Annotated in this window: 13 protein-coding genes; 6 read left to right on the top strand and 7 right to left on the bottom strand. The window is 63.5% G+C overall.

Annotated features, from left to right (window positions below):
* Positions 1 to 3 precede the first annotated feature (3 nt).
* Entirely contained in the window at positions 4 to 762 is a 759-nt protein-coding gene (locus ABIB80_RS12940; RefSeq protein WP_354127584.1) for an SDR family NAD(P)-dependent oxidoreductase, read from the bottom strand.
* A 164-nt stretch (positions 763 to 926) separates the two neighbouring features.
* On the opposite strand from ABIB80_RS12940, the gene ABIB80_RS12945 reads away from it, so the two are divergent.
* Genes ABIB80_RS12945 through ABIB80_RS12970 form a run of 6 tightly spaced genes read left to right on the top strand, consistent with a single transcriptional unit; the run spans position 927 to position 6,792 of the window.
* Positions 927 to 2,186, top strand: coding sequence for an extracellular solute-binding protein (locus ABIB80_RS12945; protein ID WP_219684417.1), 1,260 nt, complete (start codon positions 927 to 929; stop codon positions 2,184 to 2,186).
* 2 nt (positions 2,187 to 2,188) lie between these two features.
* Positions 2,189 to 3,130: a carbohydrate ABC transporter permease gene (locus ABIB80_RS12950; RefSeq protein WP_473367137.1), complete on the top strand. Its 942-nt coding sequence runs from the start codon at positions 2,189 to 2,191 to the stop codon at positions 3,128 to 3,130.
* Entirely contained in the window at positions 3,123 to 3,971 is an 849-nt protein-coding gene (locus ABIB80_RS12955) for a carbohydrate ABC transporter permease (RefSeq protein ID WP_219684416.1), read from the top strand. Before ABIB80_RS12950 ends, ABIB80_RS12955 begins: the two co-directional genes overlap by 8 nt.
* A gap of 22 nt (positions 3,972 to 3,993) precedes the next feature.
* The gene (locus tag ABIB80_RS12960) at positions 3,994 to 5,091 is read left to right on the top strand and encodes a Gfo/Idh/MocA family protein (protein WP_354127585.1); all 1,098 of its coding nucleotides are present in this window, start codon (positions 3,994 to 3,996) and stop codon (positions 5,089 to 5,091) included.
* A 10-nt stretch (positions 5,092 to 5,101) separates the two neighbouring features.
* Complete coding sequence (locus ABIB80_RS12965) at positions 5,102 to 5,746, top strand: ThuA domain-containing protein (protein ID WP_219684414.1); 645 nt, start codon at positions 5,102 to 5,104, stop codon at positions 5,744 to 5,746.
* Entirely contained in the window at positions 5,743 to 6,792 is a 1,050-nt protein-coding gene (locus ABIB80_RS12970) for a LacI family DNA-binding transcriptional regulator (RefSeq protein ID WP_354127586.1), read from the top strand. Before ABIB80_RS12965 ends, ABIB80_RS12970 begins: the two co-directional genes overlap by 4 nt.
* 24 nt (positions 6,793 to 6,816) lie before the next feature.
* Here ABIB80_RS12970 and ABIB80_RS12975 read toward each other — a convergent pair whose 3' ends face one another.
* From ABIB80_RS12975 to ABIB80_RS13000, 6 genes are read right to left on the bottom strand one after another with little or no spacing between them, the layout of a single operon-like run.
* A complete protein-coding gene (locus tag ABIB80_RS12975; protein WP_354127587.1) occupies positions 6,817 to 7,443 on the bottom strand; it encodes an FMN-dependent NADH-azoreductase in 627 nt (208 codons plus the stop codon).
* A gap of 3 nt (positions 7,444 to 7,446) precedes the next feature.
* Positions 7,447 to 9,021, bottom strand: a complete 1,575-nt coding sequence (locus ABIB80_RS12980; protein ID WP_007593033.1) for an isochorismatase family protein — start codon at positions 9,019 to 9,021, stop codon at positions 7,447 to 7,449.
* A 17-nt stretch (positions 9,022 to 9,038) separates the two neighbouring features.
* Positions 9,039 to 9,887 carry an MBL fold metallo-hydrolase gene (locus tag ABIB80_RS12985; RefSeq protein ID WP_007593031.1) on the bottom strand — a complete coding sequence of 283 codons (849 nt, stop codon included), beginning with the start codon at positions 9,885 to 9,887 and terminating at the stop codon, positions 9,039 to 9,041.
* Between the two features lie 41 nt (positions 9,888 to 9,928).
* The gene (locus ABIB80_RS12990; protein WP_354127588.1) at positions 9,929 to 10,813 is read right to left on the bottom strand and encodes an amidohydrolase family protein; all 885 of its coding nucleotides are present in this window, start codon (positions 10,811 to 10,813) and stop codon (positions 9,929 to 9,931) included.
* Positions 10,810 to 11,931, bottom strand: coding sequence for a vWA domain-containing protein (locus tag ABIB80_RS12995; protein WP_354127589.1), 1,122 nt, complete (start codon positions 11,929 to 11,931; stop codon positions 10,810 to 10,812). Before ABIB80_RS12995 ends, ABIB80_RS12990 begins: the two co-directional genes overlap by 4 nt.
* The gene (locus ABIB80_RS13000) at positions 11,928 to 12,809 is read right to left on the bottom strand and encodes an AAA family ATPase (protein WP_027569309.1); all 882 of its coding nucleotides are present in this window, start codon (positions 12,807 to 12,809) and stop codon (positions 11,928 to 11,930) included. The genes ABIB80_RS12995 and ABIB80_RS13000 overlap by 4 nt, the downstream gene beginning before the upstream one ends.

A 12,809-nucleotide genomic window follows, 5' to 3' on the forward strand; every position in this document is an offset into this window, starting at 1 on the left:
GCCTCAGACCCAGCCTCCATCGACGATGTAGTGCTGGGCTGTACAGGCGGAAGCCTCGTCGGAAGCGAGGAAGATGGTGAACTTCGCGACCTCGTCCGGCATGAGCTTGCGCTTCAGGCATTGTCGCTGCATCAGCTCGACCTCGCCCTCGGGCGTCATCCATTTGTCGAGCTGGCGCTCGGTCATGATCCATCCCGGCGCTATCGCGTTCACGCGGATGTTGTAGGCGCCATAATCGCGCGCCAGGGAGCGCGTGAGACCGATGACGCCTGATTTGCTGGCGGTGTAGGCGGCCATGCCGCCTTGTCCGGCGATCCACGATACCGAACCGAAATTGATGATCGCGCCGGCATTCGCCGCCTTCATGTCCGGCAACACGGCCTGCGCAGCAAAGAACTGGTGCTTCAAGTTGACCGCGACACGGTTGTCCCAATATTCCGGTGTCATTTCCTCGGTGCTGTGCCGCTCGTCATGTGCGGCATTGTTGACGAGGATGTTGATCGCGCCGTGCACGTTGCGCGCCTCCGCGACACCGGCACGCAACGCGGCGATATCGGTCAAGTCGATACGCATGAAATGCGCGCTAAGACCTTGGCCCGATAGCTCGCGTGCCAAGAATTGGCCCTCGTCAGCTTTGATGTCGAAGAACACGACATTGGATTTCTGCTGTGCGAAGCGCCGCACGATCGCAGCGCCAATTCCGGATGCGCCCCCGGTGACGAGAACGACCTTGCCGGCGAGGTCGGAATAAACGGCAGCCATGGATATCCCTCGATTTGCGTTGGGGCAGCGCGACGCGCCGCCCGATTCTCGCGCTCACCTTAACGACCTCCTTCGTGAGGTGCATAGATCAGAATTTTAGTTGCGTACCTCAAAAATCGAAGGCAGGATTGCACCAAAGAATAAAAGCCGTTGGGAGGAATGTGATGAGACTGCTCGGGAAACTGGGACTGGCCGTTGTCGCATGCCTGCTCGGAGCGAAACTCGCTGCGGCCGATACGACGGTGAAGTGGCTGCACATCGAGGCCAACCCGGCCCAGGTCAAAATCTGGGAAGAGGTTGCGCGCGCCTTTGAGGGGTCGCATCCGGGCGTCAAGGTCGAGATGCAGTTCCTCGAGAACGAGGCCTACAAGGCCAAGCTGCCGACCATCCTCCAATCCAAAGACCGGCCCAACATCATCTACAGCTGGGCGGGCGGTGTCCTGAAGACGCAGATCGAGGCCGGCGTGCTCGACGACATCACCGATTCTGTGAAGGGCTACAGCGACAGTCTCACGCCGGCGGCGCTCGCCGCCTTCACCCGCAACGGCCGCGTTTATGGTCTGCCCACGGCGCTCTCGCAGGTCGGCTTCCTCTGCAACAAGGAGCTGATGGCCAAGGGGAAGGTCGATCCTGCCGGGATCAAGAGCTGGGACGATCTGCTTGCTGCCGTGAAGGCGTTGAAATCCGCCGGCGTGACCCCGATCGTGGTCGGCGGCGCCGATAAATGGCCACTGCACTTCTACTGGACCCATCTTGCTGTGCGCATCGGCGGCAAGGCGGCGTTCGATGCGGCGCTGCGCGGCGAGAACGGCGGCTTTGCCGGGGAAACCTTCCAGAAATCCGGCGAGCTGTTCAAGCAGCTCGTCGATCTCCAGCCGTTCCAGAATGGCTTCCTGGGCTTCAAGAATCCGCAGGCGGTCGGCTATTTCGGCGACGGCAAGGCGGCGATGACGCTGGCGATCAGCACGGTCTATCATCTGCAGCGCGCTCTCGCCGCCGACAAGGTCGGGTTGACCGAGGACAAGATGTGCTGGTTCGACTTCCCGGTCGTGACCGGCGGCAAGGGTGCGCCCACCGATACGCTCGGCGGCATCACCGGTTGGCTGATTACGAAAGGCTCGCCGAAGGAAGCCGTCGATTTCCTGAAATACTTCGTCTCCAAAGAGGTGCAGACGCGGCTTGCCGCCGGCAACTTCATCATCCCGGTGGTGCAGGGCGCGGACGCAGGGCTGAACAACAGCTTCATGAAGCTGATCGCCGCCAATCTGGCGAATTCGAACTACCACCAGAACTTCTATGACCAGAGCCTGGGTCCGTCGGTCGGCCGCGTCGTCAACGACGTCACGGCCGAGATCGCCGGCGGCAGCATGAGCCCGCAAGAGGCTGCCAAGGCAATCGAGGCGGCGTGGAAGCAGGGCAACTGACGGTGGCGCGGCGGACCGCGAGCGTGTCGGCGATCGGTGCTGCTGGCGAGATGGTACCGCAAGTCAGGGTCCGTGGCCCGGTTTGGGACGGCAGGCTGACGGTGCTCATCCTGTTCCTGCCGCCGGCGCTGCTGTTGTTCACGTTGTTCGTTGTGCTGCCGATCGGCGAAGCAGCCTGGTATTCGGGCTTCAATTGGAACGGGTTCGGCAGGCCCACCAACTGGATTGGCTTGGACAATTACCGCTTCGTGCTGGAGACCCGCGCCTTCTGGCTCGCGCTGCGTAACAACGGGCTGATTATCGCTGTTTCGCTCGCCATCCAGCTGCCGCTCGCGCTCACGCTGGCCTTGATGCTCGCCGAGCGCTTTCGAGGGGCGGTGGCGCTGCGCATGCTGTTCTTCATGCCCTATATCCTGGCGGAGATCGCGACCGGGTTGATCTTCAGCTTCGTCTATGATGGCGACTACGGCCTTGTGGCTTCGATCTGGCGCAGCTTCGGCGCCGAGCCTCCGCATCTGCTGGCTTCGACGGATACGGCGATGCTGGCGGTGCTGATCGTGATCGTCTGGAAGTACTTTGGCTTCCACATGATGCTGTTCATCGCAGCGCTCCAGAGTCTCGACAAGAGCCTGGTCGAGGCGGCACGCATCGACGGCGCGACCCGATCGCAAGCCCTGCGACATGTGGTCATTCCCTTGCTCTATCCGACGATAAGGCTCTCCGTGTTCTTCGCCATCGTCGGCTCGCTGCAGCTGTTCGACCTCGTGATGCCGCTGACGCGCGGGGGGCCAGCGGACTCCTCGAACACGATGGTGAGCTTTCTCTACAACAACGGCATCTCGCGCATGCGGGTCGGCTACGGCAGCGCCATCGGTGTCATTTTGTTTGCGATCTGTGTGACCTTTGCCTTCACGTACAAGCGATGGTTCATGCGCGATGAGTAACGCCAGGATCATCCGCGCGCCGTTCGATCCCGCAATGCTGTTCAAGCTGGTGTTCCTCGCCGTCGTTGCCATCATCGTACTGGTGCCGCTGCTCGCGACCTTGTTCGGTGGCTTCAAATCACTCGGCGAATTGCGCGTCAATCCGTTCGGCCTGCCACGTCACTGGGAGTGGCAGAACTATGCTGATATCCTGTTCTCGGCGCGTTACTGGCAGCTCTTGCGCAACTCGCTGATCATCTCGACCCTCACGGTGGCCCTGACCCTGATCGTCGCCTCGATGGCGGCGTTCACCTTTGCCCATATCAGGTTCTTCGGCAGCTCGATGCTGCTGAGCTACCTGACGCTGGGCCTGCTGTTTCCGGCGGCGACAGCGGTGCTGCCGCTCTTCATCAAGGTGCGCGATCTCGGATTGCTCGATACATATTTTGGCGTTGCCCTGCCGCAAGCGGCCTTCGGTCTTGCGATGAGCGTGTTGCTGCTGCGGCGCTTCTTCAAGGACATCCCGTACGAACTGCTGGAAGCCGCGCTGGTCGACGGCTGCAGCTATATCAAATTCTTCCGCTATGTGACGTTGCCGTTGTCGCGGCCGATCCTGGCGACCGTCGGTACCATCACCTTCGTCAACAGCTGGAACGCCTATCTGTTGCCGCTGGTGATGCTCAACACGGACGCGCTCTATCCCTGGCCGCTCGGCATCATGGTTTATCAGGGCGAGTATTCGTCCGAGTGGCATCTGATTCTGGCCTTCATCACACTGACCATCCTGCCGACGATCATTATCTTCCTTCTCGCGCAGAAACACATCGTCGCAGGCCTCACTGCCGGCGCGGTCAAGGGATGAACGGCACCTCACGGAGATCACAATGAGAAAAGTCGGCATCGGCATCATCGGCTGCGGCAATATCAGCACCGCTTATCTGAAGGCGGCCCAGCGCTTCCCGGTCATGGAAATCAAGGCGCTCGCCGATATGCGCAGCGACATCGCAGAGCGGCAAGGCGCCGCCTTCGGGCTGCCGGCGATGCGGGTTGATCAACTGCTCAAGCGGGACGACGTTGAGATCGTCATCAATCTCACCGTGCCACTCGCCCACACCGACGTCAGTCTCGCGGTGCTGAACGCCGGCAAGCACGTTCATTCCGAGAAGCCGCTCGGCATCAACGTCACGGAAGCCCGCAAGGTGATGGAGCTCGCCGCGCAGAAGAGTCTTCGCGTCGGCTGCGCGCCCGATACGTTCCTCGGCGGGGGGCACCAGACGGCGCGCAAGTTGATCGACGATGGTGCGATCGGCAGGCCTGTGGCCGGTAGCGCGTTCTTTGGCTGCCCCGGTCACGAGCGCTGGCATCCGGCGCCGGGTTTCTACTATTTGCGCGGCGGCGGGCCAATCCTTGACATGGGCCCGTACTACATCACCGATCTCGTGCAGTTGCTCGGCCCGGTGGCGAGCGTGATGGGCTCGACGGCGCGTCCGAAATCCGAGCGGTTGGTCACCAGCCAGCCGATGAACGGAACGCTGATCCCGGTCGAAGTTTCGACCCATGTCGCCGGCACGCTCGAATTCGAGAGCGGGGCGGTCGTCTCGATCGCGATGAGCTTTGATGTGCCCAAGCACCGACATGCGCCGATCGAGATCTATGGCGACAAGGGCAGCATGCTGGTACCGGACCCGAACCGCTTCGGCGGCGAGGTGCAGGTCGCGAAGACCGGCGGCGAGTGGGAGCCGGTGCCGCTGACTCACGGTCATGTCGACGGCGAGTTCCGTTCCATCGGTGTCGCCGACATGGCCTCCGCGATCCTGAACAACCGGCCGCATCGTGCCAGCGGTGCGCTCGCGTTCCACGTGCTGGAGGTGATGGAAGCGTTCCAGACCTCTGCCGACGAAGGGCGACGCGTCAAGATCGAGAGCTGCGTCGAACGGCCGGCGATGCTGCCGGCCGGGCGTGAAACCGGACAGATCGACTGAGGGAATGACCATGCGCAAGGCAATGATTGTATGGGGCGGTTGGCCGGGGCACGATCCCGATCTCTGTGCTTCGATGATCCGGGGCTGGCTGAAGGCTGAAGGCTTCGAGGTGCGGATCGAAACCACCACCGCCGCGTTCGCCGATCCCGCGATTCACGACCTGTCACTGATCATCCCGATCTACACCATGTCGAAGATCGAGAAGGCGGAAGCGCTCAATCTCTGCGCTGCGGTCCGTAGCGGCGTCGGGCTCGCCGGCCATCATGGCGGCATGGGCGACGCTTTCCGCGATTCTGTCGACTACCAATTCCTGTGCGGCGGGCAGTGGGTTGCGCATCCCGGCAACATCATCGACTACAAGGTCGACTTGACGAAGCCGGATGATCCGATCATGAAGGGCCTGAAGAGTTTCGAGCATCGTTCCGAGCAGTACTACATGCATGTCGACCCCGCCAACGAGGTGTTGGCGACGACGACCTTCACCGGCGAGCACGCACCCTGGATCGAGGGCGTGGTGATGCCCGTGGTCTGGAAGAAGCGATACGGCGCGGGCAGGGTGTTCTATTCCTCGCTCGGCCACCGCGCTTACGAGCTCGACGTACCGGAGATCCGTACGTTGATGATCCGCGGCATGCTGTGGGCGGCGCGCGAATGAATGCTGGTGCGACCCAGCCGGTGCTTCGTGCCACGCTCGAGGACGTCGCGCGCACGGCAGGTGTTTCGCTCGCCACCGTCGACCGCGTCGTCAACCGGCGCGAGGGCGTGCGCGCCAAGACCGTCGCGCGGGTCGAGGCCGCGGTGGCAAAACTCGGCTATCGAGCCGACGTCGCGGCCGCGCGGCTTGCCCGCGGGCAGACGTTCCGCTTTGCCTTTGTGCTGCCGACGGGTAGCAACAGCTTCATGACCAACCTGACCGAGCAGGTCCAGCGCACCGCGGACTGGCTCGCCGGCCAGCGCGGCTTCATTGATATCCTGCATGTCGACGTGTTCGATCCGGACGTACTCGCTGCCGCACTGGAAAATCTCTCGCCGGTGTATCAGGGCGTCGCCGTCATCGCGCTCGATCATCCCAGGGTGCGCGCCGCGATCGACGAACTCACCACGCGCGGGGTCGCTGTGGTGACCCTTGTGTCGGACGCGCCGAGCTCGCGCCGGCTGCACTATGTCGGCATCGACAACCCGGCGGCAGGCCGCACCGCTGCAACGCTGATGGGACGGTTCCTCACTGGTCGCGAGGGGACGGTGGCCGTGATCGCGGGATCGTTGTCGCTGCGCGATCACACCGAGCGGAAATTCGGCTTCCACCAGATCCTGTCCAGCGAGTATCCGAACCTGCTCGCGCTGCCGGTGATCGAGGGCCGCGACGACAGCGAGCGCACGCGGGAGCTCACTGCGGCACTGCTCGCGCGCCAGCCCGATCTGCGCGGCATATACTGCTGCGGCGCCGGCAACCGTGGCATCGCCGATGCGCTCGAGGCCTCGGGACGCGCGCGCGAGGTGGTCTGGATTGCCCATGAGCTGACTCAATACACACGGCGTTTCCTGGTCCGCGGCGCGCTCGATGCTATCATCAACCAGGATCCCGGCCACGAGGCACGGTCTGCGGCGCGAGTCCTGCTCGCGCATTGTTCGGGTGAGCCCATCAGCCCCGACCAGGAGCGCATCCGCATCGACATTTTTCTGCGGGACAATCTGCCGTAACCTTTGAGTCGCCTGCGGAGCGCATCAGAAGCTCGCGGCCATTGCGGCCAGACGTTGGTGGGCGCGTTCGCGGGCCGCCTCGATCGGCTGTTGCGGTCCGGTGGTTGGTCCGATTGGAATGAAACGGACATTGTTGATCCCGACAAAACGCAAAATTTCGCGCAGGTAAGGTGTTGCCATGTCGATGCGCCCGCGGTTCATTCCGGTGGCGAAATCGCTGCCACTGGCAATGATGACGATGGTCGGCCGGTCCTTCAGCAACGGGACATACCCCAGCGACGGATCGAACCGGAAGGTGAGCCCGGGCTGGACGATGACGTCGAACCATTGCTTGAGCTTATAGGGAATGCCGAAATTCCACATGGGCGTGGAAATCAACACCCGCTCGGCAAGCGCCAAGCGCACCGCCATCCGCTCGGCCTCCGCGAAGCTGTCCCGCTGCGCGTCGTTAAAGGCCTGCGCCTTCATCCGTGCATATTTGGCCTCGACAATAGGGCCTGAAAACTCCGGCAGGCGCTCGCGCCAGAGATCCATGACGTCCACGTCCCAATCGGGCCGAGCTTGGCGAAAGCCATCGAGGAAAACGCGGGCGCCGGCGCTTGACCAGGAGTCGTCGCGGGGCGAGCAGGACAGGTGCAGGAGGTTCGCCACCGCTCATCCCAGCGCTTTGATGACCGCATCGGCCCTGGTCACGACGGCGACGTTCTGCATGGCGAAGTTGATCGACGCGGCGTGCCAATCGGCGTTCATGGTCGAGCAGCAATCCTCAGGAACGATCATGAAGTAGCCCTTGTCGGCACCGGTCCGCGCCGTGTGCTCGACCGACATGTTGGTCCAGGCGCCGGTGTTGATGATCATGTCGCGACCGGTGGCTCTCAGGATCGTTTCGAGCTTCGTGCCTTCCCAGGCGCTCATTCGCACCTTCTCGACCACGAAATCGCCGGGCCGTGGTTCGAGACCTGAAACCGGTGCCGCGCCCCAGCTTCCGCGCACCATCGCCTTGCTGTCGACGAGACCCTCGAACAGTGGCGCATTCAGAGTCACGCCGGGCGCGCCGGGCTCAACGACGAACCAGACATGGATGACGGCGACGCCGCGCGCCCGCGCGGTTTCGGCCACGCGGCGGACGTTCTCGACGACATGCTGCTGGCGCGCATGCCCGGGCGCGCCGGAATCGGCAAAGGCGCCACCGTCCATGATGACGTCGTTCTGGAGGTCCTGGATGATCATAGCGCAGCGTCGCGGGTCGAGCTGCATCTCGCCGTCGGCGAGGACGGGTGCAGCGGAAGCAGAGCCGGCCGCCGCTGTGCCGCCGCCTCGCTTGCCGCTCATATAGGGCTCGTGGCGCGGTCCGACCTTGGTGGGAATGGCATAGACCGAGTGCGTCGAAGTCAGGTACAGCGTGCGGAAATCCGGCCCGCCCCAGGTAAGGTTGGCGACAAGCTCGGGCAGGCGGAGCTTGCCGAGCAGCTCGCTGCGCGGCGAATAGACCCACACGCCGCCGGGTGCCGTGACCCAGATGTTGCCGTGCTGGTCGCACTTCATGCCGTCGGGCAAGCCGGGCTCGAGCTCGGAGCGGATGCCGCTCGCGAACACACGCGCACTCGACAGCGAGCCGTCGCCGTTGACATCGAATACGCGGATCAGTGCCTGTACGGTGTCGTTGACATAGAGCAGTTTCTCGTCGGGCGAGAAGCACAGCCCGTTCGGCTGGTCGAACAGATTGCGGTCCACGACGAGCTTCGGCTCGGCGCCGGGCACCACGCGATAAACGCCCTGGAAACCGAGCTGCCTTGGCCGCTCGACGCCATAGACCGGCATGCGGCCATACCAGGGATCCGAGAAATAGATCGCGCCCGAGGAGTGCACGCAGACGTCATTGGGACTGTTGAGCTCCTGTCCCCCAAAGTGCGAGGCCAGCACCTCGCGCCGCCCATCCGGCCGCTCGCGGATCAATGACGACGTCGCGTGCTCGCAAACGATCAAATTGAGTTCGGCGTCATAGGTCATGCCGTTGCATTTGTTCGAGGGACGCTTGACCTCGGCGACGCCTCGCCGCGCATCCCAGCGCCGACGCACGTCGGCCGGCATGTCCGAGAACAGCAGATAATGATCGACTGGATGCCAGATCGGTCCCTCCGTGAAGTCAAAACCGGTGCCGATCTGCGCGACTGGTGCGTAGGGGTCAATCAGGGTCTCGAATTCGGAGCGTAAAGTGACGTGCGTCATCATCCATCCTCTGGCGTCTAGGCTGGAAACCAGTTGCGCTGGGGCAGGGACTGCACGACCGGCCCAGGCACCTGGTCGTGGAGTCGGCCGACGACGTTGCCACCTTCGATCTTGGCGGGACGGTCATGGACCGGCAGCAGATATCGCGAATTGCTGAGCAGCTTCTTGATGGCGGCCTTCTCGGCGCGCTTGGTGGTGCCGTGATTGCCGGTGGTGCGCGGCTCCCAGTCGTGGATCTCGTTGAAGGGCGTTACGATCTGGTCGTTGAAATCATAGATGACGTCGCCGCAAATTGTGGCGATGCCGTCGGCGGTTTCGACGATGATGTTCATCGAGCCCTCGGTATGCGCATTCGCAGCGTCGCAGTAGACGCCCGGCATCAGCTCGATGGGACCTGTGATCTCAAGGTCGAGAAAGCGCAGGGCACTCTTGGTGTGCAGACGGTCGATCAGATGCTTAATATCCGGCGCCGGATATTGCGGATGCATCAGGCCGGACACGGAGTATTCAAGCTCCCGACGGTTGAGGACGACAGTCGTGTTCATCGGAAACAGATCGTCCTTGCCGGCGTGGTCGATGTGCAGATGGGTGTGGCAGACGAAGCGCACATCGCCCATCCGCACGCCGTGCCGTGCAAGCTGGTTTTCGATCATGTGCTCGTGATACTGCAGGCCGCGCATGCCCAGCGTTTCCATGATCTGGTTGGAGCGGTAACCCGTATCGACCACCACCGGATACTTGCCGCCGAGGATCAGGAAACCGAGGGTGAGGACGCGGCGGGTGCGGCCGCAATCGCGGCCGAGAACCAAAAAGCTCGATTCCAGCTCAATATCGCCATAGTCCAGAATCTTGATCTCCAGCGGCATTCCGTCCCTCCCTGTGTCCGTTCTCGTTGTTTCCTCGGCGCTCAGAGCCGATAGACGCGCATGGCAGTGGTTCTGAAAACGGCTTCGCGCTGATCATCGCGTAGCGGCGCCGCGGCGACACGGAATGCATCAATCAATTCGCGGTAGTTGGTCCACAATTTCTCGATCGGAAAATTCGAGCCGAACAGGCAGCGTTCGGCGCCGAAGATCGCAATCGTATCGGTCAGGACGGACGCGATATGCGCGGGGTCGTTGCGGTGGATGAAGGTTCCGAGCCCCGACAGTTTCGACACGATGTTCGGGCATGCGGCGAGGCGGGCCATGCCGGCGCGCCACGCAGCGCGGCCTGGGGGTGAAAGGTCCTCCAGCATGCCGGCGTGCTGGAGGATAAAGGTCACCTTCGGGCAAGATTCCACAAGGCGCGCGGCGTCCGGAATCTGCGGCGTGAACACCTGAAGGTCAAAGCTCCAGCCATAATCCGCAAGGCGGGCGATGTTGCGCTGGATCACGGGATCGGTGCAGAGATCCGGCCGCGCGGCGAAGCGATAAAGCGGGTTCTCGTGCCAATGCAGTTGCATGCGAACGCCGCGTACGAGGGTATAGCGCTTCAGGCGATCGAGCTGTGGACGCACGTCATCCACTGAAAAGTCGGCGTAAGCTACGATGGCATGCGGCCAGCCGTGCTCCTCGGCGGTCTGCTGCACCCAGGCGGCCTCGTCCTCGAAGCGGTCATTGGCCCAGTTGGTCTGGACATAGACTGAGCGGGTGACGCCGCTGCCTTCGAGGTCGCGGAGATATTCCCCGATCGGGTAATCGCGCCGGATCGGCTCGTATGGACCGAAGATGCGCGGCTGCATCGGACCGACCAGCCAGGGCAGGTCAGCCTGGCGCCAGATATGATGGTGCCCATCGACGATGTCCGTCACGCAACTCTCCTCTGTCCCAGCGCCAGCACATGCGCGACGATCGACGCGCTCGATCCACCATCGGCCAGGTCGTCGACGAAGCGCTCGATCGCGACCAGCGCTTCGGTCTGCGGCCGAAAGCCGGGACCGGCCGCGAGCGGCGTCAGCCAGCTCACGCGCCACGCACGGCGCGATAGTTTCGCGACCGCATCGCGCAGCGCGTCGGGTTCGCCCCGCTCCAGGCAGTCGGAAATAATGATCACGGCAGCTCCTCGCGCGTATCCGCCAAAGCGGGGCACGGCGAGAAAGGCCTGAAGCGCCTCGCCGATCCGGGTGCCGCCGTCCCAGTCGCTGACCACATAGGCCGCGGCCTTGAGCGCCTGCTCGCGGCGCTTGAGACGCAACGGGCGGGTGATGCGGGTCAGCCGCGTGCCGAAGGTGAAGACCTCGACATTGGGTGCCGCCTGCACCAGCGTGTGCGCGAACTTCATATTCTCTTCGGTGCGCGTCTTCATCGAACCGGAGACGTCGATCAGAAGCAACACCTTGCGTGGGCGGTGCCGCCGCTTCAAACGTCCCAGCCGGAGGATTTCGCCGTCGCTGCTAATGGAGTCGCGGAGAGTGCGGCGCAAATCCGCGTACGGTCCGCTGCGAGCCCGCATGCGGCGATGGCCGCGCCGCTTCGGCAGGCGCCTGGGCGCCTCGCGGGACAGCCGGCGCAGCGCATCGGTGGTGGAGAGCTGCGCAAAGCGGCGCTCGACCAGCGCTTCGGCGCGCGCAGCTGCGAGACCGGACTCATTGGCTTCGTCCGACAACAGTGGCTCGTCGTTTCCACGGGCCTCCTCTTGGAGCCGAACTGTCTCGTCGTTCTCGCCGTCATCGACGCGCTCGATTGCCTCGTTTCCGCGAAAGTGCAGATCGAACAGCCGGTCGAACGTTGCGCGACGCTCCGGTGGAGGGGCCAGTGTTGCAAGGGCCGCCTGCCGAATGTCTTCCAGGCTGCGGGGACCGAGCAACTGGATCGCGGCCAGGAACGAGGTCGTCTGTTCCGGTGCGACGGCAAACCTGTTCGTTCGCAACAAGCCGACGAACGAGATGAAAACACGCGCAGCGCGCGGCAGTTCGGGTTCGGCGCTCATGCAGAGGCCTCCGCCAGCAGGGCGTCGAGGCGCGGCGAAATGAAATGCAGATCCTCCTCGTCTTTCAGGGCAACCCCAATCGAGCGCCTGAAGGCATCGGGCCACCGTGCGCCGCCCTTGTGCAGCAGCGTGGCGGCCTCAGCCCAGTCAACGGCCTCGGCGATCCCGGGCGCCTTGCTGAGCGGCTCGCGTCGCAGCTTCTCGACGGCGGCGACGACGGCCCGCGCGGTCCCCTCGGCGACGCTGGAGGCCCGCATCATCACGATGCGGGCTTCGCGCTCCGCCGAGGGATAGTCGATCCAGTGATAGACGCACCGCCTCCGCAACGCTTCATGAAGATCCCGCGTGCGGTTTGAGGTGAGGACGACGACCGGGCGCTCAGAAGCGCGCACCGTGCCGCGCTCCGGGATCGAGATCTGAAAGTCGGACAGAAACTCGAGCAGGAAGGCTTCGAATTCCTGGTCGGCGCGATCGATTTCGTCGATCAGCAGCACAGTCGAGTCAGGCGCGCGCAGTGTCGCCAGCATCGGTCGCTCGATCAGAAAGGTTTCGCCGTAGATGTCGATGCTCTCATCGCCGGCCTGGCGGATGGCGAGCATCTGGCGCGGATAGTTCCATTCGTAGAGTGCTGCGGATGCGTCGATGCCTTCGTAGCATTGCAGGCGGATCAGGCGGCGACCGAGGACGGCGGCGATGGCTTTGGCGGCTTCGGTCTTGCCGACGCCCGGCGCACCCTCGAGCAGCAATGGTTTGCCCAGCGCCAGCCCGAGATAGGCCGCGGTCGCCAGCCCCTCGTCGGCGAGGTAATAGGCGGCCCGAAGCGCCTTCTCCAGTGCCTCGGGGCTGTCGATGCCGACGATGTTGCTGCGGACGGCCAT

The organism is Bradyrhizobium sp. i1.15.2, from assembly GCF_040548425.1.
Taxonomy (GTDB): Bacteria; Pseudomonadota; Alphaproteobacteria; order Rhizobiales; family Xanthobacteraceae; genus Bradyrhizobium; species Bradyrhizobium canariense.